This window comes from Ruegeria sp. L11, assembly GCF_056531755.1.
The window spans coordinates 510,485-536,829 of sequence record NZ_JBQFMI010000002.1 but is presented as its reverse complement, the minus strand read 5'-3'; the positions used below and the strand labels follow the sequence as shown (position 1 = coordinate 536,829).

The following is a 26,345-nucleotide window of genomic DNA, read 5'->3' as shown; positions in this document are numbered from 1 at the left end:
CGTAGGCCGGGCTAAAGCCCGGCCTACCCCTGAATGCCCCGCGAGTTTCCCAGATGATCGAACTTCAAGACGCGACCAAACGGGTCGGCAACGTCATCCATATCAAGCCAACCAACCTGACGCTGCAAACCGGCCATTTCAACGTGCTATTGGGCGCGACAGGTTCCGGAAAAACGTCACTGATCAAGATGATGGCCGGGTTGGACCCGATCGCCTCGGGCAAGGTCCTGATGGACGGACAGGACGTGACACGGTTGAACACGCAAAAGCGGCAGATCAGCCTGGTACACCAGTTTTTCGTGAACTACCCGCATATGACCGTATTCGACAATATCGCCTCGCCCCTGCGCGTGGCTGGCATGGCTAAATCGGAAATCGATGGCCGCGTGGAAGAGGCCGCCGATTTGCTGCAACTGCGCCCCATGCTGCACCGCCGCCCACACGAGCTGTCGGGCGGGCAACAACAACGAACCGCGCTGGCGCGTGCCATCGCAAAAGAAAGCCGCGCCGTCTTCCTGGATGAGCCGCTGGCGAACCTTGATTATAAACTGCGCGAAGAGTTGCGCGAACAACTGCCCGATCTGTTCGCTGGTCGCGGGGCCGTCGTTGTCTACGCCACCTCGGAACCTGAAGAGGCATTGCTGCTGGGAGGCTACACCGCGCTGATGGAAGACGGCCGCGTGACCCAGTTCGGCCCAACCACCGAAATCTATCGCAATCCGGAAAACATCGCCGCGGCGCGTGTATTCTCGGACCCGCCTATCAATGTGGCCCGTATCACTGTTTCCAGCGCCCGGGCGCAATTGGCAGGCAATGTCGGCTGGGCAGCCTCGGGCATGGCCGACGGGGAATATATGATCGCCGTTCGCCCTCATCGCGTGACGCCATTCCGTACGTCTGACGCCGATGTCGAATTGACCGGACGTGTGATCGTGACCGAACTGTCAGGTTCGGATTCCAGCGCGCATTTCCAGCATGGTGACGAAGCCTGGGTTTCACTCGCCGCTGGTGTGCATCCTTATCAGGTCGGCGAAGATCACAGTTTCTACATGAACCCGGCGCATTGCCGGTACTTCAGCCAAGACGGCAAAAGGGTGGCCTGACATGGCACAGATCAAGCTTTCAAACCTTCGACACAGCTATATGCCATCGCCAAAAGGCTCCGAGGACTATGCCCTTAAGGAAATCGACGTGACATGGCGTGATGGCGGGGCCTATGCGCTGTTGGGGCCGTCAGGTTGTGGCAAGTCCACGCTGCTGAACATCATATCCGGTCTTCTTACCCCCTCGGAAGGCCGGATTCTGTTCGATGATCAGGACGTCACCGCCCTGCCCCCGGACCAACGCAACATCGCGCAGGTTTTCCAGTTTCCGGTGATCTACGACACGATGACCGTGGGCGAGAATCTGGCCTTCCCGTTGAAGAACCGGGGTGTCGACGCCGAAACCATCAAGCGCCGTGTTCTGGAAATCGCCGAGATGCTGGACGTCACGGATATGCTGAACACCCGCGCATCAGGCCTGAGCCCGGACAACAAGCAGAAGATCTCGATGGGTCGCGGCCTTGTTCGCGACGACGTGAATGCGGTGATGTTCGATGAACCGCTGACCGTGATCGACCCGCACCTGAAATGGAAACTGCGGTCCAAGCTTAAAGAGCTGCACCAGCGCGTGCAGGCCACAATGATCTACGTGACACATGACCAGACCGAGGCGCTGACCTTCGCCGACGAGGTGGTGGTAATGCAAGACGGTGAAGTGGTTCAGATCGGAACACCTGTCGAATTGTTTGAACGGCCCCAGCACACATTTGTCGGCCATTTCATCGGCTCGCCGGGCATGAATGTCCTTCCATGTGAAGCCAAAGGCGACCGCGCCGTTTTTGAAGGGCACGAGGTCATGCTGGAAGGTCCCACACATGGTAACGGCGGACGCACCGATCTGGGTATCCGCCCGGAATATGTTGGTTTCGGCGACACTGGCATTCTGGCGCATGTGACCAAGGTCGCCGATATCGGCCGCCACTATGTGGTCAGCGCAGTGGTCGGCAACACCGCCCTCAAGGTCGTGACCGAACACAGTGTACCGGAACCGGGATCACAGGTCTTTTTGCAATTCAAACCCGAACAATCCCGCGTCTACCGCGACGGCTGGATTGCAACTCAGGAGCGGGCGCAATGAGAACGGAAAACCAAAAAGCATGGTTCTTTGTCCTGCCCGTTCTTGCACTGGTGGCGTTCAACGCGCTGGTGCCCATGATGACGGTGGTCAACTACTCGGTGCAGGAAACCTTCGGCAACAACCAGTTCTTCTGGGAAGGTTTGGGCTGGTTCGAACAGATCCTGCGATCCGACCGTTTTCAGGCAGCACTTGGACGGCAATTCCTGTTTACCTTCCTGATCCTGCTGATCGAGGTGCCCTTGGGCATCATCGTTGCCCTGTCTATGCCGCGCAAGGGCTTTTGGGTGCCGGTCTGTTTGGTGCTGATGGCTTTGCCGATGTTGATCCCATGGAACGTTGTGGGTTCGATGTGGAACATCTTCACTCTGCCCAAAATCGGATTGCTGGGATATTTCCTGAATGACGTGCTGGGCATCAACTATGACATGACGCAACAGCCGCTTTCGGCCTGGATCACCGTCATCGTCATGGATGTGTGGCACTGGACGTCGCTGGTCGTGCTGCTGTGCTATGCTGGCCTCGTGTCGATTCCCGACGCCTATTATCAGGCCGCCAAGATCGACGGCGCCAGCCCGTGGTCGGTGTTCCGCTATATCCAGTTGCCCAAGATGAAGACGGTTCTGACCATCGCTGTTCTGCTGCGGTTTATGGACAGCTTCAACATCTATACTGAGCCATTCGTGCTGACCGGCGGCGGTCCCGGCAACTCGACCACCCTGCTGTCGATTGACCTTGTGAAGATCGCACTGGGGCAGTTCGACCTTGGCCCGGCGGCAGCGATGAGCCTGATCTACTTCGCCATCACGCTGCTGGTGTCGTGGCTCTTCTACACTCTGATGACAAAGGACGACGCAGAATGAAAAAGCGGTCCATCATCCCGATCCTCTATATCGCGTTCCTGATGCTGCCGATCTATTGGCTGGTGGCGATGTCCTTCAAGACAACGAACGAGATCCTGTCGGGCTTTTCCCTGTTTCCCCAGACTTTTACGCTGGAAAACTATATTACAATCTTCACAGACCCAACCTGGTACTGGGGTTACATCAACTCGATCACCTATGTGACTCTGAACACAGTACTTTCCGTCTGCGTTGCCCTGCCTGCGGCTTACGCCTTCTCGCGCTATCGGTTCCTCGGGGACAAGCAACTGTTCTTTTGGCTGTTGACCAACCGCATGGCCCCAGCGGCGGTGTTCGCCCTGCCGTTTTTCCAGCTCTATTCATCGATCCACCTTTTCGACACCTATCTGGCCGTGGCTTTGGCCCATACACTGTTCAACGTGCCGCTGGCGGTGTGGATTCTGGAAGGTTTCATGCGTGGCATCCCAAAGGAGCTGGATGAAACCGCCTATGTGGATGGATATTCGTTCCCGCGCTTCTTCGTGACAATCTTCCTGCCCAACATCAAGGCAGGTGTCGGTGTCGCAGCATTCTTCTGCTTCATGTTCTCATGGGTGGAAATGCTGCTGGCCAAGACCCTGACCGCGGTCGAGGCCAAACCGATCGCTGCCGTGATGACCCGTACAGCATCCAGTGCCGGGTACGAGTTGGGTCTGCTGGCCGCCGCGGGCACCCTGACCATCATCCCCGGAGCCATCGTCATCTGGTTTGTTCGCAACTACATCGCGCGTGGCTTCGCGATGGGACGTGTGTGAGGTTCGACATGCGAAAACTGCTTCTCACCCTCCCCTTCCTGCCCTCAACAGCCTTTGCCCAGGCCAAGGCCGGATGGGGCAATGTCGGACAGGAGGCCGAAAAAGGGTTCTCGTGGACGGACCCCCTGTGGCCCGATTTCTGGATGGCATGGACACCTGCCACGCTGGCCGTCTTTGTCGGTATCTTCTCGGCCATAGCATGCATTGGCTTGCTGGAAGGCTTCAAATTCCGCGACGGAATTGAACGGCGCGGGGTTCTGGGGCTGACAACCACACTGGGGGATCGCCTGTTCATCACCCTTCTGGGGTCCGCATATATTTTCCTGGCGTGGCTTGGGCTGGTCGGGCAACCCGTCTGGACACCGCTGTTCCTGTCCATTGGCTGGGGCATTTTTGTTTTCTGGAAAGTTTAGACTTTGAGAAATCGCGAAAGGATGCTTGTCTGTCAGGCATACTAACCATGACGACACCGAGACCAATGCGAAAGAAAAAGACAACAAATCTGCTGACCGAGGTCGAACTGGAGTTCATGAACGAGCTCTGGGCCCTCGGGCAAGGCTCGGTGCGTGATGTCCTGGACCGCCTGCCATCAGAACGCAACCTGGCCTATACATCCGGGGCCACGATCCTGCGCATTCTGGACGAGAAGGGTTTTGTGGAAAGCCACAAGTCGGGAAAGACCCTGATCTATACGCCGCTTCTGGAAAAGGACAGATATCAGGCCCGTTCGCTTCAAAATCTGTCGCGCACGCTTTTCGACGACACCCCCGCCACACTGGTGGCGCGGCTGGTCGACGATGCGGGGCTGAGCGAAGCCGACCTGGAGGAAATTCGAGCACTGGTAGAGAGGAGACTGCAAAATGACAGCGGTTAGACCGGTTCTCGACGCATTCATCGAACTCAACATCGTGCTGGCATTTTCGGCGGTCATCTGGCTGGTGACCCGCACGGCCCTAAGCCACACCGTCCTACGCAATGGCTATGTCGCACAGTTGCGGGTGCTCAAGACCTTGAGCATTTGTGTTCTTGCCAGTCCGTTTCTCGCGGTTTGCGTGTCGTCGCTGGCGACTTACGCTTGGCCGGGCAGTGCCGTGGCCCTTGGCGATATCGCCGTTGCAGCCTATCTGCGCGGTGACATCGCAATGCCTGCCACGCAGTTCGAAGCACTGCTGAACACCCGCGAAAGGTGGGTTGATCTGGCATTGTCCGGACAGCAGCCTGTGATCACCCTCGTTGCCGCCATACTTGCCTGTATCGCAGCCGTGTACGCTGCGCGTGCCTTGCGGGACGCAATGACGATCCGTCAGACTGTCAATTCCAGTTTTCTTTGGCGGCGGTCCGCCAAGGTGGATATTCGGCTTTCCGATCGCATCACTGTGCCCTTTGCCGTGCGAGGACTTCGCCGCCGCCACGTCGTTCTACCCAGCCATCTTCTGGACACCCCGCGCGAGTTGCGTTTTGCACTTGCCCACGAGTTTCAGCATATCCGTACGGGTGACGTCGAATGGGAACTGGGGTTTGAGCTGCTGCGTCCGCTGTTGTTCTGGAACCCGGCCTATCTGATGCTCAAGTATCAGTTCGGCCGGCTGCGCGAGTTGGCCTGCGACCAGTCGGTTGTTGCGCGCAAACGGATTGATGCGCGGGAATACACGGCGTGCCTGCTGGACTATTGCGCCCGGACAATCTCAACCAACAGCCCACGCGTTCTGAATGTTGCTTTTGTGACTGGCGGCAAGGCAAAACGCGTGTTGCGGCAACGTGTAATCGCGCTGACCGATGTTCAGCCATCGGTACCTGCCCTACCGGGAGTGTTCCTTGGAATGACGCTGATCTTTGGTGCGCTTTTGGCTCTGGGGTCGGCCTCAATCCAGCAGACACGGGATTGGAGCCATGACCGCCTGATGCTGTCGACAGTGGTCAACCTGGAACGGCTGGAAGCGCGCAATCAGGGGAACTGACCTGATCGCTTACCAGCCGCGACGCCCGAACAGCGAGTGAAGCCGCCCCTGATCGGCAAAAGGCTCGGGCGTTTGCACGCGTTCCAGCCGTGCCACTACGCGCGCGACAAGAACCCATCCTATGACAGCAAAGATGACGCCCCCAAAAGCCTGACCCAGCAGAACGCCCGAGGCCCCGGCGATTTGTGATCCAATCATGGCAAACACCCATGTGCCAATAGTGTGACGACCCCAGTTTATCCATGTGGAATAGACCGGATGGCCCAGATTGTTGAAACTGGCATTTGTCACAAAAATCACACCATTGAAGAACGACGCCAATGCCAGCGGGCCGCAGAACAGATAAATCAGTACGCGCGTTTCCCCCTGGGCTGCGAACAAATTTGCAATTGGGGACCGCAGCAAAAACAAAATAGCCGACATGCAAAGAACATAGATTGCGGTGAACTTGATCCCGGCCAGAAACGCAGTGCGCACGCGATCAAATTTTTCTGCCCCGAAATTCTGCCCGATGATTGGCCCTATCGCGCCGGACAGCGCAAAGATGACCGAAAACGCCACCGGCAACAGCCGCCCGATCACCGCCATACCCGCAACTGCATCCGTTCCGAACTGCGCGATTTCCCGAACAACGATGGCATTCCCGATCGGCGTGGCGACGTTCGTCAGAACAGCAGGGATTGCGATGGCCCGCACGGGCCGAAAATCCTGTGCCACCTGTTTCATCGATGGGCGTGCAAACCCCTGATGCACCCGCAGCGCGGGCCATAAGGCTGCGCCCAACATACATAGCCGCGCCAGAACTGAGGCTATCGCGGCCCCATCCAACCCCAGTCCAACGGCAAATATCAAAATCGGGTCAAGAACTGCATTCACAACGCCGCCGTAAATCGTTGCCATCATTGATCGGCGCGCATCGCCGTGGGCGCGCAGCACAGCCATCGCCGCCATCGCAATCGACATCACCCACATAGTCGGCAGAATGATCGACACATAGCGCGTCGCCAGCCGCAAAACCTCGCCCTTTGCGCCAAGCAGCGACAGCAGAAAGCTGACGTTCAGCAGCACCAAAACGGAGGTTACCAACCCGACGATCAGCCCCAGCACGGCGACACTGGACGCGTATTGCCTTGCCTGTTCGACCCGCCCGCCGCCCAACTCACGCGCGACCAGCGCCCCGGCAGAAATCGACAGACCGATATTGATGGCGTTCGTAAAAAACAGCAGCGTCCCGGCATAACCTACCGCTGCGGCCAGCGCGTCGTTGCCCAGCATCGAGATAAAGACCATATCGACAAAATCGACAGCAAAGATCGCCATCAATCCAATGCTCGTGGTCAGCGACATGCGCGTCACATGCAGCATCAGGTTGCCACTTAGAAAGATTGCCTTACCTGATGATTTTTCCACCAATACTCTGGTCGTCCCACCTGCGCGACCCAGACGGGCCCATGATGCCACTGCGTTCGACAAGGGAAAGCCCCGGGCAACGCCTAAGTAAACTCACGCGTTTCCGGGGCTTTGTACACCGATTATTTTGAGTTCTGGCTGAGCCGGCCGGAATTACACAAAGCGGTTCACGTAATTCTCAAGCACTTCCTGACGCCCCGAGCGCGGCTGAGGATTGAGGTCTTCGGCAAGCACCCGTGCCGCAATCTCGTCGAGGTCGGAATTCAGCATCGCCTGAGCCTTGGGCGTTTTCCAGCCTGCATACCGGTCGGCCAGCGCCTGTTCCAGACCACCATCTTCAAGCATCGCAGCTGCCGCTTTCAGGCCCCGGGCACAGATATCCATCCCGCCCACATGCGCAGCGATCAGGTCTTCGGCGTCGATGGATTGCCTGCGAAGTTTAGCGTCGAAGTTGGTGCCACCCGTGGTAAACCCGCCCGCTTTCAGGATGTGGTAATAAGCCAGCGCGACTTCGGGCGTGTTGTTGGGGAACTGATCCGTATCCCACCCGGACTGGTAATCGTTCCGGTTCATGTCGATGGACCCAAGCATACCCTCAGCCGCAGCAACAGCGATCTCATGTTCGAAACTGTGTCCTGCCAGGATTGCGTGCCCTTGTTCCAGGTTCAGCTTGACCTCATCCTCGAGGCCGTACTTGCGCAGGAAACCGATACAGGTTGCCGCATCGAAATCATATTGATGCTTGGACGGCTCCTGCGGTTTGGGTTCGACGAGGATCGTGCCTTTGAAGCCGATCTTGTGCTTGTACTCGACCACCATGTTCAGGAACCGGCCCATATGATCCAGTTCGGCCTTCATGTCGGTATTGAGCAGCGTCTCGTAGCCCTCGCGTCCACCCCAAAGCACATAGTTCTCGCCGCCCAGTTTGTGGGTCGCGTCCAAACAGGATTTCACCGTGGCGGCAGCGAAAGCAAAGACGTCGGGGTCGGGGTTGGTGCTGGCACCCCCCATCCAGCGACGGTGGCTGAACATGTTGGCCGTTCCCCACAACAGCTTGGTGCCGGATGCCTGCATCTTTTCACCGATATAATCGGTGATCTCATTCAGCGTGCGCAGATTGTCGGCGAAGTTCCCATGCTCAGGGCGGATATCCGCGTCATGCCAGCAGAAATAGGGCTGTCCCAGGATCTGAAACATCTCAAAGGCGATATCGGCCTTCATCTTAGCGCGGCCCATGTCGTCTTGCGGATGCCATGGGCGTTCAAAAGTCGAGCTACCAAACGGATCCCCGCCTTCCCAGGCAAACGAGTGCCACCACGCCACGGCAAAACGCAGGTGATCCTCCATGCGCTTACCCATGACGATCTCGTCCGGGTTGTAGTGACGGAATGCGAGCGGGTTCTTACTGTTTTCGCCCTCGAATTGGACCTGCTCGATCCCCTGAAAGAAACCGCTCGTCATCTATTTTACCTCATTCCGTCTTTTCACCAGGTTTCTTGCCCAGAATGATCATCGACAGCAAATCGTCATCCGTGACATCGGCGATGTCGACTGTGCCAACCAGTTGCCCGTTTTTCATGACCGAAGCCCGGTCGCACAACTCCATTACTGCATGCACATCGTGGTCGATCAGGAAAATTCCGATCCCTTGCGCCTTGAGCTGCTGGATCAGGTCCGCCACCATCTGTGTTTCGTGCGGGCCAAGCGCGGCTGTGGGCTCGTCCATGATCAGGATGCGCGCATTGAAATATACCGCACGCGCGATGGCCACCGACTGCCGCTGACCACCGGATAGCGCCGAGACCGGGTCGTTGAACTTCTGAAAGTTCGGGTTCAACTGTGCCATGATCTTGCGGCATTCTGCCTCCATCGCAGCATCGTTGACCAGCCCGAAAGGCGTTACCATTTCCCGCCCCAGGAAAAGGTTCGAACTTGCATCCAGATTGTCCGCCAAGGCCAGCGTCTGATAGATCGTCTCGATATTGTTGGCACGCGCATCGCGGGGGTTGTTGATCTCAACCTTCTTGCCGTCGATCAGGATCTCTCCGTGGTCCTTCTGATAGGCACCCGAAAGCACCTTGATCAGCGTAGATTTACCGGCCCCGTTGTGGCCCAGAAGGCCCACAACCTCGCCCGGGTACAGATCGACCGAGACACGGTCCACCGCCTTGATGCCGCCGAACGAAATCGAGATATCGCGCATTTCGACAAGCGGAGGCTGGCCGGACCCACGGCCCGAAGTTTGGTTCTGTGTTTCTTGTGCTTGCATCATTTCGCTCCCAGACGTTTGCGATAGACGATGTCGATATAGACGGCCAAAACCAGAACGGTGCCCACGACGATGTTCTGAAAGGGTGCGTCCACGCCAACCATGGCCATGCCCGATTGCAGCGCCTGCATGATCAGCGCGCCTAGGATCGCGCCGTAGATCGTACCAATACCGCCGGACAAGGCGGTGCCGCCGATCACGGCCGCAGCAATCACGCGAAGCTCATCCAATGTGCCGATATCGTTCGAGTGGTTGGCCAGACGGGCCGAGGCCACGACCGCCGACAGCGCACACAGGAACCCCATCAGCGCAAAGATCTTGACGGTCATCATGCGGGTATTGATGCCCGACAGTTCCGCCGCATCCGGGTTGCCCCCCGTGGCAAAGATATAGCGGCCAAATCGGGTTTTGCGGGCGACAACAGTCAAGGTTACTGCAACAAGGATCAGGATCAGAACCGAGATCGGGATACCATAACCCACAACAAGCCCTTCAGGCATGGTCTCGCCCCGCGCTTCGAACATACGTTCCAGCCTGCGTGTGGGGATCGAGTAACTGTTGACGATCAAGACATAGCCCATAATGGCGATGCCAATGATCCCCGCCAAAGTTGTTTCGGCCCAAACCGGTTTCACAGGGAACCCATGGGCAGCCTTGGAGCGGCGTCCGCTCCACAACGCCCAGACCGCAATAGCGGTGGCGGCAAGGCCGAACAGAAGGCTGACCGTTGTTCCCAACGTCCCGTTGGTTCCGCCAAATATCAGGAACGTGCTGTCCAGCGGGCCGATTGTCTGGCCGTCTGTCATGTACCAGGCGACGTTGCGCCAGACCAGAAAACCGCCAAGCGTCACGATAAAGGCCGGTATCGTCAGATAGCCTACCATCCAACCGTGGAATGCGCCGATCAAGGTTCCGACTGCGAGACCGACAACAAGGGTGATTGCCCAAGTCGCCGGGTGATTTAAACCTAACCCCAGCACGTTCGGCAAAAGCTCGGTTTGTGTCATCGCCATGACGGCGGATGTGGTCGCCAGCAGCGCGCCGACCGAAAGATCAATGTGGCGCATCACGATAATGAACACCATGCCGCAGGCCATTATCGCGACCGAGACGGTCTGGATCGACAGGTTGAACAGGTTTCTGGGCGTCAGAAAACGGCCATCCGTTACGATGTTGAAGCCGATGCAAAGGATGATAAAGGCGCCGATCATGCCCAATAGCCGCATGTCCAGTTCCAGTTGCTGGAACAGGTTGGCCTTTGCTTTTTGGGGTACCGGCTGAGACGAAGTTTCGGTCATATCCGATCTTTCATGTTCAGCTATGGTCTCTGGCCCGGCCTTGCGGGCCAGAGACGTTATGGTTTGGAGACTTGACTTAGTTGCAGGGTGCAGGGCCGTTTTCGACGCCCTGGCACAGGTCTTCCAGCGGAATCCAGCCAGCATCGACCACAACGGAAAGGTTGTCTTTTGTGATCGGCACAGGCGCCAGGAAGACAGACGTCATCTCAGTCCCACCGGGCGAAGTCCAACTGACCGCGCCTTCGACGTCCGCCGCAGCCGTTCCACCGCTCAGCGCGACCGCGATTTCACCTGCGGCCTTGCCCAGCTCACGTGCGTCTTTCCAGACCGAAACGGTTTGCGTGCCTTTGGCCACCCGGTTCAGCGCCGCATGGTCGCCATCCTGACCCGACACCGGAATGCCGTCCATACCTTGTGCGGTCAGTGCAGCAACTACACCGCCTGCGGTTCCGTCATTTGACGCGACCACAGCATCAACTTTGTTTTCGTTGGCGGTCAGGATCTGTTCCATGTTGCGCTGCGCGTTCGCAGGCAGCCAGCCGTCGGTATAGGCTTCGCCCACGATCACAATGTCACCACTGTCAACAGCGCCCTGAATGATCTCCTGCTGACCACCGCGCAGGAAATCCGCGTTCGGGTCGGTGGGCGAGCCCTTGATCATCACATAGTTGCCCTTGGGCATGGCGTCGAACACCGCGCGCGCCTGCATACGACCGACTTCGACATTGTCAAAGGTCAGGTAGAAGGCCCGATCATCTTCGATCAGACGGTCATACGCGATGACTGGGATACCTTCGTCGGCCGCTGCCTGAACAGCTGGACCGATGGCCTGGGAATCCTGCGCCAGAATGATCAGCGCATCAACGCCCTGGGCGATCAGACTTTCAATATCCGACAACTGCTTGGCCGACGACGATTGCGCATCTGCCGAAATATATTCGGCACCGCCCGCCTCAAGCGCGGCTTTGATTGCCGCTTCGTCGGTTTTCCAGCGCTCTTCCTGGAAGTTCGACCAGCTGACACCGACCGTGGTTTCTGCAAACGCAACCGTCCCCATCAGGACGGCCACAGCAGAAGCGCTGAGAATTCGTTTCATGATTTCCTCCCGGTTTATCGAGCCATCGCTTCATGATTCGTGGCTCTCACAATTCTGAGTAGCATATTTATTTCAGTCAGTAAAATATTTATGCTACCCGAAAGAAGAAAAACCGCTTACGCTTGGGAAATCATCAGATTCGCGAGGGCAGGATGCTGAAAAGCAAGGTTTCTTCAAACGCTACGGATCAACGAAACATCACCCGTTTGCGCGTGCTGGAACAAATCCGATCGACCGGATCGATATCGCGGATCGACATTGCAAGCGCTCTTGAGACCAGCCCGGCGACAGTGACAGCGGCAACGTCAGACCTGCTTTCAGCTGGTTTGATTCAGGAAATCGAAAGCGAAACACCGTCAAAATCCGCGCGCCGCGGCAGACCACGTGTGTTGCTGAAACTGCATGGCGGATGTCACCTGATTGCCGGCGTGAAAGTGGCCCGGCACCAGATTTCAGTCATCCTGGTCGATTTTGAAGGCACTGAGATCACCTCTTACACACATCCGTTGGAAGAGGCCCGGATGGCCCCGGAGGCGTTTGCAAAAAAGATATACGCGGCGCTGGAACAGGCCTGCACCTCTGCAAGCAGGTCCCTGACAGAGGTTTCCGGTGTCTGCATCGGAATTGCCGGACTGGTCGACGCAGAGCGGAATTTTGTACATTGGTCATCTTCGCTGACAGAGCGCAACGTGGATCTGAGCCCGCTTCTGTCCCAAGCGCTCCCCTGCCCTGCGTTTATCGAGAATGACGCCAATCTGGTTGCAAAGGCCGAACAGCTTTTCGGTCTTGGCAAGGGGTTGAAGAACTTTCTGGTTGTCACGATAGAACACGGCATTGGTCTGGGCATTGTGTTGGATGGCAAGCTTTATCGCGGTGAGCGCGGTTGCGGCGCGGAATTCGGGCATGTCAAAGTTCAGCTGGATGGCGCATTGTGCCAGTGCGGGCAACGCGGATGCCTTGAAGCTTATGTTGGGGAATATGCCCTGATCCGCGAGGCAACCATTGCCAGCCAGGCAACTGACCCGCACACTCTTGCTGATATTCACGCCGCCGCCCAATCCGGTGATGCCCGGTCCAATTCAGTTCTGTTCCGCGCTGGCCAGATGTTTGGAATGGGGCTTTCCAACTTGATCAATCTGTTCGATCCGGAATGTATCATCCTGTCCGGCACCCGAGGCAGCTTTGAATACCTGCATTCTGAGGCAGTGATGACCCGTATCAAAAACGGTGTCGTCAGCGTTGACGCGCCACTGCCTGAAATCAACGTGAACCATTGGGGGGATTCAATGTGGGCAAAAGGGGCAGCAGCCTATGGGATCGAACAAGTCTCGATCCTGAAAGTCAGGGAACTGGCGGAAAATGCGAGTTGAACTGACGATCCTGCTAGCGACAGCGTCTGCCGCCACGGCCGACATCAACCTTCCGCAGTTTCACAGCATCGACGTCCCCAGCCATGTTTACGACGGCGGGTGGGAGCACTTCGTGGGCGGAGGCATCGCCGTTTTCGACTGCAATGGCGATGATCGGTCCGACCTGTTTGCCGCAGGGGGAACCAACCCGGCGCAATTGTTTGTCAACACATCAGGACCCGATGTCAGTTTTCGGTCAGAAACGCCAAGCGCACTGTCCCTGACCGGCGTGACTGGCGCCTACCCAGTGGATATCGATGGGGACGGGTTTCTGGATCTGGCGGTTTTGCGCGTTGGCGAGGACGTTTTGTTGCGTGGCAAAGCGAATTGCGCATTTGAACCGTTCACCTCGTTGAAATTCCAGTCTCAGGATCACTGGACCACCGGTTTTTCCGCCACCTGGGAAAGTGGTCAAACCCTGCCGACACTGGCTTTTGGAACATATGTCGACCGAACCAATCCCAATGGCCCGTTTGAAACCTGCGGGCCGACGCTTTTGTATCGCCCCGAAGGGACGGCCTATGGCCCGCCTCTCCACCTGGTACCGGGACATTGTTCCTTGTCCATTCTGTTTTCCGACTGGGCGCGCACCGGGCGCGCGGACTTGCGTGTCAGTAACGACCGCCATTACTATGTGCGCGGCGGGCAAGAGCAGCTTTGGGCTATGGAAGACACGCCACGCCTTTACGCGCCGGAAGATGGGTGGCTGCCCTATTCGATCTGGGGCATGGGGATTGCATCAAGGGATATATCAGGGGACGGCTTCCCTGATGTTTACCTGACCTCGATGGGGGATCAGAAGTTTCAGATCTTTGATCCCACGGCCGAGGGGCCGACATGGCGCGACGCGACTTATGACCGGGGGATAACGGCGCACAGGCCGCATGTCGGTGGCGATGGTCGCCCGTCAACCGGCTGGCATGCGCAGTTCGGCGACGTCAATAACGACGCGCGCGACGACATATTTGTCGCCAAGGGCAATGTCGAACAGATGCCTGATGCGGCGCAAACCGACCCCAACAACCTGTTGCTGCAATCCGCAAATGGTCAGTTTTTCGAAGCTGCCTCAGCGGCGGGTGTCGCCTCAATGGGAAAGTCCCGCGGTGGCGCCCTGGCGGACCTGAACGGGGATGGATCGCTTGATCTGGTCGTGGTCAATCGCGGGTCAGCGCTTGAGGTATTTCAGAACGAACAACAGCTTGGAAACTGGATTCAGGTTGATCTTGGCCAGGATCGACCCAACCGCACAGCTGTCGGAAGCTTCATCGAGGTTAAAACCACCGACGGAATTCAAACGCGGGAAGTGACCATTGGTGGCGGCCATGTAAGCGGCATCTCCGGGCTTCACCACTTTGGCCTGGGCAACGCGGACGAACTGGAGCTGCGGGTTATCTGGCCAGACGGCACAGTTGGTGATTGGCAGACCTTCAGAAGCAATCAGGTGCTTCGCATCGACCGATGATCATTGATCAACAGGCAAACCGCTGGGCACATGCGCAGGCACACCCAGCCGGACTGCCGGGTCTTCCAGTGTACTGAGGAAACTCAGAATGGCGTTCACCTCGTCATCACTCAAGCTGATTGGGGCCAGTTCATTCGACGCTGCAATCGCCTCGGTCAGCGTGGGGTCGAGCAAGGCTTTTTGATCTTCCGCGCCCGGAAACTCTGGCAACGCTGCTTTTTCGATCGAGTAGCTGCGCAAAGCTGCGACCGGATCCAGATGATGACGGACAACATCTTCAAGCCGCGCATAGGCTCCGTTGTGACCATAGGGTGCCGTCAGGGTTACATTACGCAAGGATGGCGTGCGAAATGTGAAGGCGTCATCCGCATTGCCCGTCACACGCAATCGCCCGTCATCGCGAACATGGTTCTCGAACCGGGCGGCTTTTCCCGGCCCGATTTGCGGCATGGCGATAGAATGAAACCCATGATCCGTCTGGAACCAGCCGGAATGGCAGGTGCTGCACCCGGCCTTGCCGAAAAAAAGGTCGAGCCCCATTTGTGCCTGCTCGGGCAGCACTTCTTTCCCCTGCATCGCGCGATCAAACAGGCTGTTGTCAGCGCGCCATTCAAAGGCGATGAAATCGGCAATGATATTGGCGATTGCGGTAAAAGTAATCTCTTCTCCGGGCGCGAGCTGGTCAAAGCGCGCCCTGTATTCCGGGATTGCGGCAACACGCGCCGCGATAAGGTCCCATGCGCCGTCCTTTTGGGTCAGCAACCCAAGACGTACGGCTTTGCTCACTTCGTTTTCCGAATAGTGGCCGGCCATTTCGTCAGCCGACAAGACCGGGAACATCGCCTGCGCGGCCAGTGCAGATTGGAAGCCCGGCCTCATATCTGTGCCCAAGGGCGTTCTGAACCCGTCAGGCTGTGACGGGTCGGCTTCAAGACGCCCGTCATGAAAGAAGGTGGTGAATTCCAGCGCCCCAAGGTTCCACAGCCCCGGTGCATTTCGGGGAATGCGCTGCTCGGGCATGTTTTCCTGATCAAGCCTGCGCGTTGCCCCCAGCCCCACACCGCCTTCGCCGATACCCAGAGACAGCGCGTCTGACGTTCCCAGTTTCGGATGATGACAAGTGGCGCAGCTGATGTTTTTGTTCCCCGACAGGATCGGGTCGTAAAACAGCAACTGTCCCAGTTCGACCTTGGCAAGGTCCGGTTCTACAAATTGAGGAAGCGGCCCGAGGTCCTGCGCCTGCGCCTGCGCCGCCGACAATGTCACGCAAAGGGCCAGAGCATACACCGATATCGCAACTTTCATGCCTGATCCTCTGCGATTTCCAACGTCAGAACTTGTTTATACGGATTGTCCGGAGAATAGATGACGGACGGAAACAAGGGGTGGTTCACAGCGTCCGTGTAACCGGACGGTTCAATGCAAAGCCCTGCGCATGGCGTGAAAGGATCGGACAGGTGCGCGGCGGAATAGACCTGCGCGCCGGGCTGATCAGAGTAGGTATTCATGCGCAAACCTGACGGTGTTTCGACTGTGGCAACCGGTCGATCGAAATTGCCCGCCTCTTCAAACACGAAGTAGTGGTCAATGCCACGCCCCTCATCACCGATAACGCGCGGGGATGAGAAATCCAGCGTTTGGTTTTCGATCTCATCCACGACGCCTGTCGGAGTGGAGCTGTCGTCCAGTTCCAGTACCCGCTTGGAATTCAGGGTCAATCGGCTGTCAAGAATACCGCTTTGGCACCCAAGAGTATAGTAATTGTGCTGCGCAATGCTGATCGGCGTAGGCCGGTCCGGCCATGCGGTGATCGTGTAAGTCAGCCGTGGAAAAGCCAGCTCGACATGAATCTCGAACCTGATTTCTCCGGGAAAACCGTCAGCGCCGTCAGGTGACGTCAAGGACAGAACCGCACGGTTCGACTTGGTCTTCCTGATAATCCAGTGGCTGCGCGACAGCCCGAGCGCACCGCCATGCAGCGTGTTTTCCCCCTCATTCGCCGTCAAGCGATAAGCGGCATCCCGCATATTAAACTTTGCGCCACCGATCCGATTGGCGACGCGACCCACGATTGCACCTATGTAATACGGGTCCGCCAAGTATTCCTGCGGGTTTGGATAGCCCAGGATCAAGGGCGTTTCACCGATCCACCACCCTTGTGTGATCGCCCCATAGCTCAGCAGGGAAACCGACATCGCACCATCTTCCAGAACAACCTGTTCGATGGGTAGGGAAGTGACGCCCTTCATCATGGCGCAGACAAGGGGGATAGTGCCGCATAAAACTGGCGGTATCTTTGATATTCAGCCTCATAGGCATCGAATAACCCCGCGCGCGGCTGAACAATTTCAGAGATTTCTGGCGATGTCATGAGTTCCACCGGGTCTGCGCCGTTTACTGCACAGGCAGCAAGGCGCGCCGCGCCGATGGCGGCTCCGAATTCACTGCCTTTGGGCAAGGCAAGCGGGACACTCAGAACAGTTGCCAGCGTCTCGACCCAGAACCGGGATCGTACGCCCCCGCCGACGACCATCAGGCTTTCAGGCTTTGTTCCCGTGCTCCTGAGGGCTTCAAGGCAATCACGCAGCGCGAACGAGACACCTTCCATCACGGACTGTGCAAGATCCGCTGGATCTGACGCAATATCCAGCCCCATGAATGCCCCCCGGATGGCGCTGTCATTATGAGGGGTACGTTCCCCCGACAGGTATGGCAGGAACATTGTCTTCGACGGCCCGGTGACGGTATCCGGCAACGCCGATGCGAGTGCGCCAACGGATTGGCCGAGGTTCCGGGACAGCCAGTTCAGGCTGTTGGTCGCCGACAGGATGACGCCCATTTGAATCCAGCGCTCCGGCACCGCGTGGCAGAAGCAATGAACCGCCGTTTCCGGTGCGGGCGCGTAACTATCCTTGGCAACCAGCAGCACACCCGACGTTCCCAGCGATAGAAAACCGCTGCCTTCGGCGATGCTTCCAATACCACAGGCCGCCGCCGCGTTGTCGCCTGCCCCGCCGGCAACAACAACGGGTCCGGTCAGGCCCCAGTGCTGCAAAATCTCCGCCCTCAGCTCGCCCCCGGCGGCGCTGCCTTCGACCAGTTCGGGCATCTGATCCCGACGCATGTGGCTGAGTTCAAGCGCTGTTTCCGACCATTCGCGGCATCCGACGTCCAACCACGCGGTACCCGCGCTGTCGGACATGTCGCTGATGTATTCTCCGGTCAGCCAGAAGCGCAAATAATCTTTGGGGAGCAAGACTTTGGCAGTCTTTTCAAAAACGTCAGGTTCATGCCTGCGCACCCATTCCAGTTTGGGCGCAGTGAAGCCGGGAAAAACGATGTTTCCGGTGATCGATCGCATCGCGGAAAGCGCATCCAGTTCGGCAGCTTCACGGGCAGACCTTGTGTCGTTCCAAAGGATACAGGGCCTCAAGACGCGACCCTGTCGGTCCAGAAGCGTTGCGCCATGCATATGTCCGCTCAGACCAATGCCCCGCACTGCCGAAAACGCAGCGCCGTTTTGCCCGCGCAACTGGGCAACGACCTTTTGACACGCTTCAACCCAATCCGCAGGTTCCTGCTCTGACCAGCCCGGATGCGGTGTCGATGTGTTCACGTTCGCTTCGGCCTCGGCAACGACGTCGCCGTCTTCACTGACCACAATTCCCCGAAGACCTGACGTCCCCAAATCAAGACCGAGATACACCTGTTCCTCCCACTTGTAAGCCGCAATACTGTAGGCAACAGAAACCCAGTTTTGCAAAGGCATCAGGTTTCACTGGCACAGTTTGCGCTAACATAACAGGGTGAAACAAGACAAGGCACATAAAAATTGATGCCGTTCTGGACGGCACTGAATGACTGGGAACCAGACAGCGACCAATTCGAAGGTGCCTGGTAAGAGGTGACCTGAACTAAGCCGCAGGAGAAATTTTTTGCGATTGCCTGGCGCCATGTTTCCGTAAAAACTTCGGAACGTTCTCATCTTACTGATTTCGGGCAGGCAGAGCGTCTGACACCATGATCAGTCGCAAGAAGGAAATCGGCGAATGAAATCACATGCCAAAGTTGTTGTCGTTGGCGGCGGATGTGTGGGCTCGTCCATTCTGTATGGGCTGACACAGCACGGCTGTAGCGATGCGGTGATGCTGGAACGGACCACGCTGACCTCAGGCTCGACCTGGCACGCCGCAGGTCTGCTGGTCACCTTCGTGCGGTCCCGAAACGTGTCGAAGATGACGATGGAAACCATCCGCATCTATTCAGAAGTCGAACAGAAGATGGGTACGTCCGTAGGCTTGCGCAAAGTGGGTCAGCTGCGCGTTGCCAACACCCAGAAACGTTGGGATGAATTCCAGTCATATATCTCGATTGCCGAGGCTGCAGGTGTGCCCTGCAAACTGCTGACGCCCGCGGAAATTGCCGATGTTCATCCCCTTCTGAACCAGTCCGAGCATATTCGCGGCGGTATCCTGCATACCGAGGACGGCTATGTGAACCCGGCCGACATCACCATGGCAATGGCAAAGCTGGCGCGGGATGCGGGCGCCACAGTCTATCAGAACACCGAAGCACAGGCGTATGAAAAGCTGGAAAGCGGTCATTGGAAAGTGACCACCAATCAGGGAGAGATCACGTGCGAGCATCTGGTTTTTGCCACCGGCAACTATGCCCGTGAAAATGCCCGGCGCGTTGGGCTGGACCTGCCCTGCATACCCATCGTTCACCAGTACTGGACCACGGAAACCGTTCCGCTGCTCAAGGAACGTCGTGCGCAGGGTTTGCCCGAGTTCCCGATCCTGCGGGATGAAGATTACGGCGCATATATGCGCGAAGATGTCGGTGGCATTCAGTTCGGGCCCTATGAATTCACCAAGGACCTAAAACTGTTTGCCGAAGACCGCGTGCCGCCTGACTTTGGCGCAGACCTCTTGCCCGAGGATTTCGATGCCGTGGAAACCCAATGGGAACGGGCAATCGAACGGGTGCCGGTTCTTGGCGAGGTGGGCATCAAGGCCAACACGCGCGGCCCCTTCCAAATGACGCCGGACGAATTGCCACTTGCCGGGCCAGCTCCGGGGCACAAAAACCTGTGGCTGGCCGAAGGGATGCCCGGTGGCATTCTGTGGGGCGGCACCGTGGGCGAACGGCTGGCTCGCTGGATCGTCGATGGTGATCCGGGCATGGACATGTCGGAGCTGGATCCGCGCCGTTTCTCTGACTACGCCTCCAAACGCTGGACCATGGACAAGGTTCGCGAAACCTGGGGCACGCATATGAACGCGCATATCCCCGGCGAAGATTTCCCGAACGCGCGTCCGATGAAAACCGTGGGGTCTTACGATCTGCTGACGGCGCATGGCGCAGTCTGGACCAGCTTCAACGGCTATGAATTCCCGCGCTGGTTCGCCAAATCGCCGCAAGAGGCGATCCCCGAACATTCTTTCCGCCGCACCAACCACTTGGAACGCGTTCAGGAGGAAGTGCACACCACCCGCGAAGAGGCCGGGTTCATCGAGATGTCGCCGATGACCAAGTTTACTGTACGCGGACCCGGCGCAGCGCGGTGGCTGGGCGGTCTGATGGCAAACAAAATGCCCAAGGTGGGCCGGATGAGCCTGTCGCTTTTGCTAAACCCCAATGGTGGCATGGATGCGGAATACACAGTTGTCCGCTATGCCGAGAATGATTTCTATCTGGTCTCGACCCCGAATTGGCGCGCCTATAACTGGGATCAGCTGCAACGTCTGTTACCACAAGATCAATCGGTTATCCTTGAAGACGTTTCGGAACAGTTGGGTGTGATCGCTCTGGCCGGTCCCAAGGCGCGCGAGATTTTGCAACCGCTGACCGACAACGATTTGTCGAATGCTGCTTTTCCCTGGCTCTCTGCGCAAAAGGGTGAAGTGGGCTATGCCAAAGACGTACACCTGCTTCGGGTATCTTACACAGGCGAGCTGGGTTGGGAACTGCACCATCCTGTCGGGTATAACCGACACCTTGTCGACCTGCTTTTGAAAGCCGGTGTAAAACCCTTCGGTCTTGAGGCATTGGAGTCCATGCGCCTTGAAAAATCCTATCGCGCCATCAACCGCGAGATTTGCAAGGACATGACACCGTATGAGGCCAGCCTTGATCGGTTTGTCGTCACCGAGGGGCGAGAGTTCATCGGAAAAGCGGCGCTGGAGAAGCAGAGAAGCGAGGGCAATCACAAACGGCTGGTCACGTTGAAACTTCCCTTTGGCGAAACTTCGGTGATGTTCGATGAGGGTGTTTATGCAAACGGTGAACTGATCGGGCGCGTTACGTCGGGTGGATTCTCTTATTATTGCAACCACGACATAGCGATGGCACTTGTACCAAACGATATGACCGCGCCGGGTACAAGGATGCAGGTGTTGGTCCATAACGAAATGCGTGATGCCGAGGTGATCGATACTTGCGCCGTTGATCCCACCAGCGCGCGTGCGCGTGCCTGACCCCTGAAGTAAAAAGACTGGATTTGAAAAGATGACCGAACACTCGATCAAAACGCTTTCTCTTGCCGAGGTTCGGGCGCTGGCGAAAGCCGTACTTGTTTCTGCCGGAGTTAATGCACAGGGCAGCGATATTCTGGCCGACATTGTTACCCGGTCCGAGCGGGACGGCCCGCGCAGCCACGGATTGCGTATGCTGCCGGTCTATGTCCAAAGCTTCACCTCGGGCTATGCAAACGGCAATGCGAAGCCAAAGATAGAAAAGGCTGCCCCGGGCGTTCTGCGCTGTGACGCCGATAACGGGTATTATCAGGTCGCGGCAGCCGAAGCCCGCGACATGTTGATCGAAATGACGCGGGAAAACGGCATTGCCGCTTTCACCTGCGCAAATTGCCACCATCTGGGCGCGTTAAGGTTTGACACCGAACCGCTTGCCGAAGCTGGTCTGGTGGCTTTCGCCGTGATCAACTCATTGTCCATGGTGGTGCCGCAAGGCGGGGTGCGCCCGGTATTTGGCACCAACCCGATGTCTTTTGCCTGTCCGCGCGAGGGCGGTGCGCCGATAGTCTGGGATCAGGCGTCTTCAATGGTTGCTTTGATGGATATCCGCATGGCCGCAGCCGAGGGGCACGACCTGCCCCACCCTGCCGGTCTGGACCCTGACGGCGCACCCAGTACGGACCCGAACGCCATCCTGGAAACCCGCAGCCTGTTACCTTTTGGCGAGCACAAGGGCGCCGCAATCGCTTTCATGGTTGAGGTGTTGGGTGCCGCCCTGGCTGGTGGAACCCTTTCCGTGGACAATCAAGAACGCGAGACGTTCGGAGCCCTTAACATCAAAGGCGGTGCGACACTGATAGCGATTGATCCGACGCGGTTCGGCAACGCGGCCTTCAATCAATTTATCACGCGCATTTGCGCAGAAATTGTCGGCAATGGGAACGCCCGTGTTCCGGGTGATGGGCGTCTGGCCAAACGGGCGGCAGCCGAGGCTGACGGTGTTGTGGTGAGCACCGAGGTTCTGGCCGCGTTAAACGCGTCCTGAAATACCCGCGCTTAGCTGACTGGCTAGAGAGCCTTCCTGCGACACGGGCGGCTTCAAGCGCCAATCCAGATTTGCCCAGGCGGCAATCCTGCAGAACCAAGCACGGATGCGACAAACCATTCTCCCCCCGGAGCCTCTGTCCATTGCGGTCTAAGACGTCGCACTTATCAACCGCCGCCCGAAACAAATAGTCTGGAGAAGAAGTCAAACAGGTCAGCGTGACACTCTAATGGCAGGATATGCGCCACATATTGGTCCGGCCTGACGACGACCATACAGCCCTTTATCCGGTCAATTCCGCGCATTTCGTAGATGTCTTCGCGCCTCTTGTGATCAACGCAAAAAACCTTCTCGAAGTCGCGCAGACCATACCTGCCTTTCTCGGGTTTCAAAAGAGACGGCATATCCTCATAGGCCAGCGATTTGAAATCCTGTGGGAAGATGGCCCGTAGATCTATCAAACCGTCGATGTCTTCGTCAGGGCGCGTAAACCGTCGCAGAGGAGAGTTCGGATCGCTTTGCAAAGCCTCGCAAAGGTGATGGATCGATCCGTCTTGCCTACCTGCGTCTCCCTGTTCTGCGAAGGCATAGAGCCTCCAGCGCGCATCCGCTTCGGCCACATGTCCCAATTGCATAGGCATGGCATCCGCAAGCCGGACAACTGGTGCGGAATGAAATCGCTTGCCTATGACCAGCCCACGCGCCAGATGCTGGTGAACCGGTTCGGCGACCAAGTCCGAAGGCCCATAATGAACCGAAAGCCCGCCGGTAAATTCCAGATTTTCGATAAACTGTTTTTGAAATCGGGGCATGTCGGTGCCGTCAAGCTCTGACTCGCCCGGTGGCGCACTCATGATCCGGGCCCAATTATGGTCGGTTTCGACCAGTCTTTTGGCCTCTTGCAAACGCTCGGCCGAGTAGCTGTGAAGAAGATCAGGCTTTGATCTTCCTGTCAGCACATGCACCAGTTTCCAGCCCAGGTTGAATGTATCGCCCATCGACACGTTCATCCCCTGACCCGCCTTGGGGCTATGGGTGTGGCAGGCGTCGCCCGCCGTGAACACGCGCGGGGTGCGTGTTGCAATTTCACGCTGCGGGACATCGTCGAACTTGTCGGTCAACCTGTGGCCAATCTCGTAGACCGACCACCAAACGACTTCTTTTACGTTGATGGAATAAGGACGCATGATCCGGTTCGCGGCAGCGATGATATGGTCAGCCGTCAGATTGCGGTTGGCGACCCGCTCATCCGGGTTCAGTTTGTCAAGCTCGACATACATTCGGAACAGGTATCCGCCTTCGCGCGGAAGGATCAGAACGTTTCCTTCCGAAGCCGATTGAACAAGGCATTTCCGTCGCAAATCGGGGAAATCGGAATTCGCCAATATGTCCATAACGCCCCACGCCTGGTGTGCGGCGTCGCCTTGCAGCTTACCCCCGATAGCCCTGCGCACATTGCTGCGTGCACCGTCACAGCCTACGACATAGTTCGCACGTACTGTAAGCCGTTCAACGACGTCACCATCATCGCCCAAGTGTTCAAGCTCGGCCGTGACAGGGTGATCCGTGGAACCGGTATCAATCGTCAAATCGCTGACACGAAGCCCGTAATGGGGTTGCAGCCGCGTTGGAGCGTTTCTCATCACGTCCATAAACAGCTCATGAATCCGGGCCTGATTCATCAAGGTATGTGGCATCTCGGATTGATCGTCGGCCACGTCCTGCACCGTGCCCGCCCGGCGGATGTGGTCCGGGTTTGCGGGATTGGGCGTCCAGAATGCCGTTTGGTTGACCCAATACGCTTCGCGCTTCACTTTCTCAGCGAAACCAAACGCCTGAAACATCTCCATCGAACGGACGTTGACACCGTCCGCCTGGCCTTTCTCCATCGGACCCGGTTTTTGATCCACGATCATTGTCGAAATTTCGGCGAACCCGGCCAGTTGCGCCGCAAGGCAAAGCCCGGCCGGTCCACAACCCGCGATCAGAACATCAACCTTTTCGGGGAGGGTTGTGGGGTGGTTGTGGTGACCGAACGCAGCCGGTTTGATATCCGGATCACCCGGACGAAATCCATCAACGTAATATTGCATTGCCCCCTCCTCCGCAGGTTCATGTAATTTTAATAACTATACTTACTATTTCTTGTCAACAAAGATATGTACACTCACTAATTGCCGCGGTAATTCTGGAAAAGTGACGGCGTAAAGTGATTTCGGAGGTTTTGAATGAGTATTTACGGAATGGCGGGCCACCTCATCCGCAGGCTCAATCAGATTTCAACCCACGTGTTCTCGGCCCGGATGCAGGAGGCCGGGATCGACCTTACATCCGTTCAGTACGCAGCACTTGAAACAATTCGCGCCGAACCCGGCATTGATCAGGCGACAGTCGCAGCGAAAATCGCCTATGACCGCGCAACAATCGGCGGGGTTATCGACCGGCTGGAGCAGAAAAACTACGTCAAACGCTCGGTCAGTCAACGTGACAGACGCGCGCGAGAGGTCACCTTATCCGAAAAAGGAAAAGACATCCTAGCGGCAGCTGCGCCAGTCGTAATTGACCTGCAAAACGAGATACTCGAAGGGCTAACTCCGAATGAACGCGAAACTTTCCTGAAGCTCGCAGGCAAGGCAGTTGAAGCTGTCACCGACGATAACACACGGTCTTGAATTCCACCGCGGGCGCTGGTCCAATTGAAACAGGGAAAGCAAATCCACCGTTTTCGCGCTTTAGTTATCGAAAACAGAAACTAAAATCTAAGAAATCTCAATTTACCTTTGAGCCAACCGAGGGCAATGTAATCCTGAGAGGATAACTTGGCGTCCGCGCATAACCTGTCTGTTGCGTAGCGTTTCGACGAAAAGGTTCACATGTGTGAGCATTCTGTTTTCCGAAAAGGACCTGAAACCAAACACTAAGAAAGTGGATCAAAATCGTTATAAAACATAACTAATATGAGCAATCATGAACAGGGGATGATACTCATAGGTCATCTAGGGAGGAGACCATGACCAACTTGCGCAGAACCATACTCAAATCTGCAGTGGCGGCGATTGCTTTTGGCGCCATGTCAACCACTGCCATTGCGGCCGAAGTGACACTGCGGATGCACCAATTCCTGCCAGCACAAGCCAACGTACCCAAGAACGTTCTGGATGTCTGGGCCGACAAGGTCGAAGCGGATTCGGATGGCCGGATCGAAATTCAAAGGTTTCCGTCCATGCAGCTTGGGGGCAAACCCCCCGAACTGATCGACCAGGCCATTGATGGTGTGGCCGACATTGTCTGGACGGTGTCCGGATATACGCCGGGCCGCTTTCCCCGGACCGAAGTGTTCGAACTGCCGTTCACCATGACGAATGCAGAAGCCGTCTCACGCGCCTATTGGGATCTGGCCGAAGAAACCATGATGGACGATGACTTCAAGCAGTTCAAAGTTCTCGGGCTCTGGGTGCACGGGCCCGGTCTAATCCATTCAAAGGAGCCGATCGAAAGCATCGAAGATCTGAACGGTGTAAAGCTGCGCGCACCGACACGCGTAACGAACGGCCTTTTCAGCTCGCTTGGGGCAACCCCCGTTGGCATGCCTGTTCCCGCGGTACCTGAAGCGCTGTCTAAAGGCGTGATCGACGCAACTGTGATTCCCTGGGAAGTGACAGGCGCCCTGAAGGTCAACGAGCTGGTCGGGAACCACACGACCTTTGGCGACGACACGCTATATACCACCACCTTCATCTTCGCGATGAACAAGGACCGCTGGGATGCATTGCCGGATGATCTGAAGGCCGTCATCGACGCCAACTCGGGCGCTGAATTCTCGGCCTTCGCAGGCAAGCAGATGCAGGCCGATGATGACGGGCCACACAAGCAGGCGATGGAACGCGGCAACAACATCATCACGCTGAGCCCGGAACAGGTTGCGGAATGGAAGGCAGCATCACAGCCGACCACTGACGCCTGGATCGCCGAGATGGATGAAAAAGGTCTGGACGGAACCGGCTTGCGCGCCCGCGCGCTCGAACTGATTTCGCAATACTCCGGCAACTGATCCGGTCGCTCTTCCGGCGCTATTTCCCGCTGGGAG

At 57.2% G+C, this 26,345-nt stretch carries 22 protein-coding genes; 13 read left to right on the top strand and 9 right to left on the bottom strand.

Annotated elements, in window-relative coordinates:
• Positions 1 to 53: 53 nt before the first annotated feature.
• The 7 genes from ACR0CE_RS07560 to ACR0CE_RS07530 all read left to right on the top strand — a co-directional run bounded on the left by ACR0CE_RS07560 (position 54) and on the right by ACR0CE_RS07530 (position 5,793).
• The gene (locus tag ACR0CE_RS07560; protein ID WP_209595796.1) at positions 54 to 1,103 is read left to right on the top strand and encodes an ABC transporter ATP-binding protein; all 1,050 of its coding nucleotides are present in this window, start codon (positions 54 to 56) and stop codon (positions 1,101 to 1,103) included.
• Position 1,104: 1 nt separating this feature from the next.
• Entirely contained in the window at positions 1,105 to 2,181 is a 1,077-nt protein-coding gene (locus ACR0CE_RS07555) for an ABC transporter ATP-binding protein (RefSeq protein WP_480831708.1), read from the top strand.
• On the top strand, positions 2,178 to 3,041 hold the full coding sequence (locus ACR0CE_RS07550) for a carbohydrate ABC transporter permease (protein WP_209595792.1): 864 nt from the start codon (positions 2,178 to 2,180) through the stop codon (positions 3,039 to 3,041). The genes ACR0CE_RS07555 and ACR0CE_RS07550 overlap by 4 nt, the downstream gene beginning before the upstream one ends.
• Positions 3,038 to 3,835, top strand: coding sequence for a carbohydrate ABC transporter permease (locus tag ACR0CE_RS07545; protein WP_155139158.1), 798 nt, complete (start codon positions 3,038 to 3,040; stop codon positions 3,833 to 3,835). Before ACR0CE_RS07550 ends, ACR0CE_RS07545 begins: the two co-directional genes overlap by 4 nt.
• 8 nt (positions 3,836 to 3,843) lie before the next feature.
• Positions 3,844 to 4,248, top strand: a complete 405-nt coding sequence (locus ACR0CE_RS07540; RefSeq protein WP_480831706.1) for a DUF2160 domain-containing protein — start codon at positions 3,844 to 3,846, stop codon at positions 4,246 to 4,248.
• A 65-nt stretch (positions 4,249 to 4,313) separates the two neighbouring features.
• Positions 4,314 to 4,709 (top strand): BlaI/MecI/CopY family transcriptional regulator, encoded by a 396-nt coding sequence (locus ACR0CE_RS07535; protein ID WP_209504337.1) that lies wholly within the window; start codon positions 4,314 to 4,316, stop codon positions 4,707 to 4,709.
• Positions 4,696 to 5,793 carry a M56 family metallopeptidase gene (locus ACR0CE_RS07530; protein ID WP_480831704.1) on the top strand — a complete coding sequence of 366 codons (1,098 nt, stop codon included), beginning with the start codon at positions 4,696 to 4,698 and terminating at the stop codon, positions 5,791 to 5,793. Before ACR0CE_RS07535 ends, ACR0CE_RS07530 begins: the two co-directional genes overlap by 14 nt.
• 9 nt (positions 5,794 to 5,802) lie before the next feature.
• Here the strand turns inward: ACR0CE_RS07530 and ACR0CE_RS07525 are convergent, their stop codons facing one another.
• From ACR0CE_RS07525 to xylF, 5 genes are all read right to left on the bottom strand, one after another.
• Positions 5,803 to 7,203: an MATE family efflux transporter gene (locus tag ACR0CE_RS07525; protein ID WP_480505710.1), complete on the bottom strand. Its 1,401-nt coding sequence runs from the start codon at positions 7,201 to 7,203 to the stop codon at positions 5,803 to 5,805.
• 153 nt (positions 7,204 to 7,356) lie between these two features.
• Positions 7,357 to 8,664 carry a xylose isomerase gene (xylA, locus tag ACR0CE_RS07520; protein ID WP_480831702.1) on the bottom strand — a complete coding sequence of 436 codons (1,308 nt, stop codon included), beginning with the start codon at positions 8,662 to 8,664 and terminating at the stop codon, positions 7,357 to 7,359.
• 10 nt (positions 8,665 to 8,674) lie between these two features.
• Positions 8,675 to 9,472, bottom strand: a complete 798-nt coding sequence (locus ACR0CE_RS07515) for an ATP-binding cassette domain-containing protein (protein ID WP_209504341.1) — start codon at positions 9,470 to 9,472, stop codon at positions 8,675 to 8,677.
• The gene (locus ACR0CE_RS07510) at positions 9,472 to 10,770 is read right to left on the bottom strand and encodes a sugar ABC transporter permease (RefSeq protein WP_267364641.1); all 1,299 of its coding nucleotides are present in this window, start codon (positions 10,768 to 10,770) and stop codon (positions 9,472 to 9,474) included. The genes ACR0CE_RS07515 and ACR0CE_RS07510 overlap by 1 nt, the downstream gene beginning before the upstream one ends.
• Positions 10,771 to 10,846: 76 nt before the next feature.
• Positions 10,847 to 11,866 carry a D-xylose ABC transporter substrate-binding protein gene (xylF, locus tag ACR0CE_RS07505; RefSeq protein WP_267364640.1) on the bottom strand — a complete coding sequence of 340 codons (1,020 nt, stop codon included), beginning with the start codon at positions 11,864 to 11,866 and terminating at the stop codon, positions 10,847 to 10,849.
• Between the two features lie 152 nt (positions 11,867 to 12,018).
• Between xylF and ACR0CE_RS07500 the strand changes: the two genes are divergently transcribed.
• Entirely contained in the window at positions 12,019 to 13,236 is a 1,218-nt protein-coding gene (locus ACR0CE_RS07500; protein WP_480831700.1) for an ROK family transcriptional regulator, read from the top strand.
• The gene (locus ACR0CE_RS07495) at positions 13,226 to 14,737 is read left to right on the top strand and encodes a CRTAC1 family protein (RefSeq protein ID WP_480831698.1); all 1,512 of its coding nucleotides are present in this window, start codon (positions 13,226 to 13,228) and stop codon (positions 14,735 to 14,737) included. Before ACR0CE_RS07500 ends, ACR0CE_RS07495 begins: the two co-directional genes overlap by 11 nt.
• Here the strand turns inward: ACR0CE_RS07495 and ACR0CE_RS07490 are convergent, their stop codons facing one another.
• Genes ACR0CE_RS07490 through xylB form a run of 3 tightly spaced genes read right to left on the bottom strand, consistent with a single transcriptional unit; the run spans position 14,738 to position 18,443 of the window.
• Positions 14,738 to 16,042, bottom strand: coding sequence for a cytochrome-c peroxidase (locus ACR0CE_RS07490; RefSeq protein WP_480831697.1), 1,305 nt, complete (start codon positions 16,040 to 16,042; stop codon positions 14,738 to 14,740).
• Positions 16,039 to 16,986: an aldose epimerase family protein gene (locus ACR0CE_RS07485; protein ID WP_480831695.1), complete on the bottom strand. Its 948-nt coding sequence runs from the start codon at positions 16,984 to 16,986 to the stop codon at positions 16,039 to 16,041. Before ACR0CE_RS07485 ends, ACR0CE_RS07490 begins: the two co-directional genes overlap by 4 nt.
• Complete coding sequence (gene xylB / locus ACR0CE_RS07480) at positions 16,986 to 18,443, bottom strand: xylulokinase (RefSeq protein ID WP_480831833.1); 1,458 nt, start codon at positions 18,441 to 18,443, stop codon at positions 16,986 to 16,988. Before xylB ends, ACR0CE_RS07485 begins: the two co-directional genes overlap by 1 nt.
• Before the next feature lie 343 nt (positions 18,444 to 18,786).
• Here xylB and ACR0CE_RS07475 point away from each other — a divergent pair, with 343 nt between their 5' ends.
• A complete protein-coding gene (locus tag ACR0CE_RS07475) occupies positions 18,787 to 21,216 on the top strand; it encodes a GcvT family protein (protein WP_480831693.1) in 2,430 nt (809 codons plus the stop codon).
• 31 nt (positions 21,217 to 21,247) lie between these two features.
• Positions 21,248 to 22,258: an Ldh family oxidoreductase gene (locus tag ACR0CE_RS07470; RefSeq protein ID WP_480831691.1), complete on the top strand. Its 1,011-nt coding sequence runs from the start codon at positions 21,248 to 21,250 to the stop codon at positions 22,256 to 22,258.
• Between the two features lie 167 nt (positions 22,259 to 22,425).
• On the opposite strand, the gene ACR0CE_RS07465 is transcribed toward ACR0CE_RS07470, so the two are convergent.
• Positions 22,426 to 24,351, bottom strand: a complete 1,926-nt coding sequence (locus ACR0CE_RS07465) for an FAD-dependent monooxygenase (protein ID WP_480831689.1) — start codon at positions 24,349 to 24,351, stop codon at positions 22,426 to 22,428.
• A gap of 135 nt (positions 24,352 to 24,486) precedes the next feature.
• On the opposite strand from ACR0CE_RS07465, the gene ACR0CE_RS07460 reads away from it, so the two are divergent.
• Together ACR0CE_RS07460 and ACR0CE_RS07455 are read left to right on the top strand one after the other, a co-directional pair.
• Entirely contained in the window at positions 24,487 to 24,930 is a 444-nt protein-coding gene (locus ACR0CE_RS07460; protein WP_480831687.1) for a MarR family winged helix-turn-helix transcriptional regulator, read from the top strand.
• A 338-nt stretch (positions 24,931 to 25,268) separates the two neighbouring features.
• The gene (locus tag ACR0CE_RS07455) at positions 25,269 to 26,309 is read left to right on the top strand and encodes a TRAP transporter substrate-binding protein (RefSeq protein WP_480476338.1); all 1,041 of its coding nucleotides are present in this window, start codon (positions 25,269 to 25,271) and stop codon (positions 26,307 to 26,309) included.
• Positions 26,310 to 26,345 lie beyond the last annotated feature (36 nt).

Coding starts and splice junctions, on each gene's coding strand:
- ACR0CE_RS07560 (WP_209595796.1), top strand. CDS start 54: ATGATCGAACTTCAAGACGCGACCAAACGGGTCGGCAACGTCATCCAT.
- ACR0CE_RS07555 (WP_480831708.1), top strand. CDS start 1,105: ATGGCACAGATCAAGCTTTCAAACCTTCGACACAGCTATATGCCATCG.
- ACR0CE_RS07550 (WP_209595792.1), top strand. CDS start 2,178: ATGAGAACGGAAAACCAAAAAGCATGGTTCTTTGTCCTGCCCGTTCTT.
- ACR0CE_RS07545 (WP_155139158.1), top strand. CDS start 3,038: ATGAAAAAGCGGTCCATCATCCCGATCCTCTATATCGCGTTCCTGATG.
- ACR0CE_RS07540 (WP_480831706.1), top strand. CDS start 3,844: ATGCGAAAACTGCTTCTCACCCTCCCCTTCCTGCCCTCAACAGCCTTT.
- ACR0CE_RS07535 (WP_209504337.1), top strand. CDS start 4,314: ATGCGAAAGAAAAAGACAACAAATCTGCTGACCGAGGTCGAACTGGAG.
- ACR0CE_RS07530 (WP_480831704.1), top strand. CDS start 4,696: ATGACAGCGGTTAGACCGGTTCTCGACGCATTCATCGAACTCAACATC.
- xylA (WP_480831702.1), bottom strand. CDS start 8,664: ATGACGAGCGGTTTCTTTCAGGGGATCGAGCAGGTCCAATTCGAGGGC.
- ACR0CE_RS07515 (WP_209504341.1), bottom strand. CDS start 9,472: ATGCAAGCACAAGAAACACAGAACCAAACTTCGGGCCGTGGGTCCGGC.
- ACR0CE_RS07510 (WP_267364641.1), bottom strand. CDS start 10,770: ATGACCGAAACTTCGTCTCAGCCGGTACCCCAAAAAGCAAAGGCCAAC.
- xylF (WP_267364640.1), bottom strand. CDS start 11,866: ATGAAACGAATTCTCAGCGCTTCTGCTGTGGCCGTCCTGATGGGGACG.
- ACR0CE_RS07500 (WP_480831700.1), top strand. CDS start 12,019: ATGCTGAAAAGCAAGGTTTCTTCAAACGCTACGGATCAACGAAACATC.
- ACR0CE_RS07495 (WP_480831698.1), top strand. CDS start 13,226: ATGCGAGTTGAACTGACGATCCTGCTAGCGACAGCGTCTGCCGCCACG.
- ACR0CE_RS07490 (WP_480831697.1), bottom strand. CDS start 16,042: ATGAAAGTTGCGATATCGGTGTATGCTCTGGCCCTTTGCGTGACATTG.
- ACR0CE_RS07485 (WP_480831695.1), bottom strand. CDS start 16,986: ATGAAGGGCGTCACTTCCCTACCCATCGAACAGGTTGTTCTGGAAGAT.
- ACR0CE_RS07475 (WP_480831693.1), top strand. CDS start 18,787: ATGAAATCACATGCCAAAGTTGTTGTCGTTGGCGGCGGATGTGTGGGC.
- ACR0CE_RS07470 (WP_480831691.1), top strand. CDS start 21,248: ATGACCGAACACTCGATCAAAACGCTTTCTCTTGCCGAGGTTCGGGCG.
- ACR0CE_RS07465 (WP_480831689.1), bottom strand. CDS start 24,351: ATGCAATATTACGTTGATGGATTTCGTCCGGGTGATCCGGATATCAAA.
- ACR0CE_RS07460 (WP_480831687.1), top strand. CDS start 24,487: ATGAGTATTTACGGAATGGCGGGCCACCTCATCCGCAGGCTCAATCAG.
- ACR0CE_RS07455 (WP_480476338.1), top strand. CDS start 25,269: ATGACCAACTTGCGCAGAACCATACTCAAATCTGCAGTGGCGGCGATT.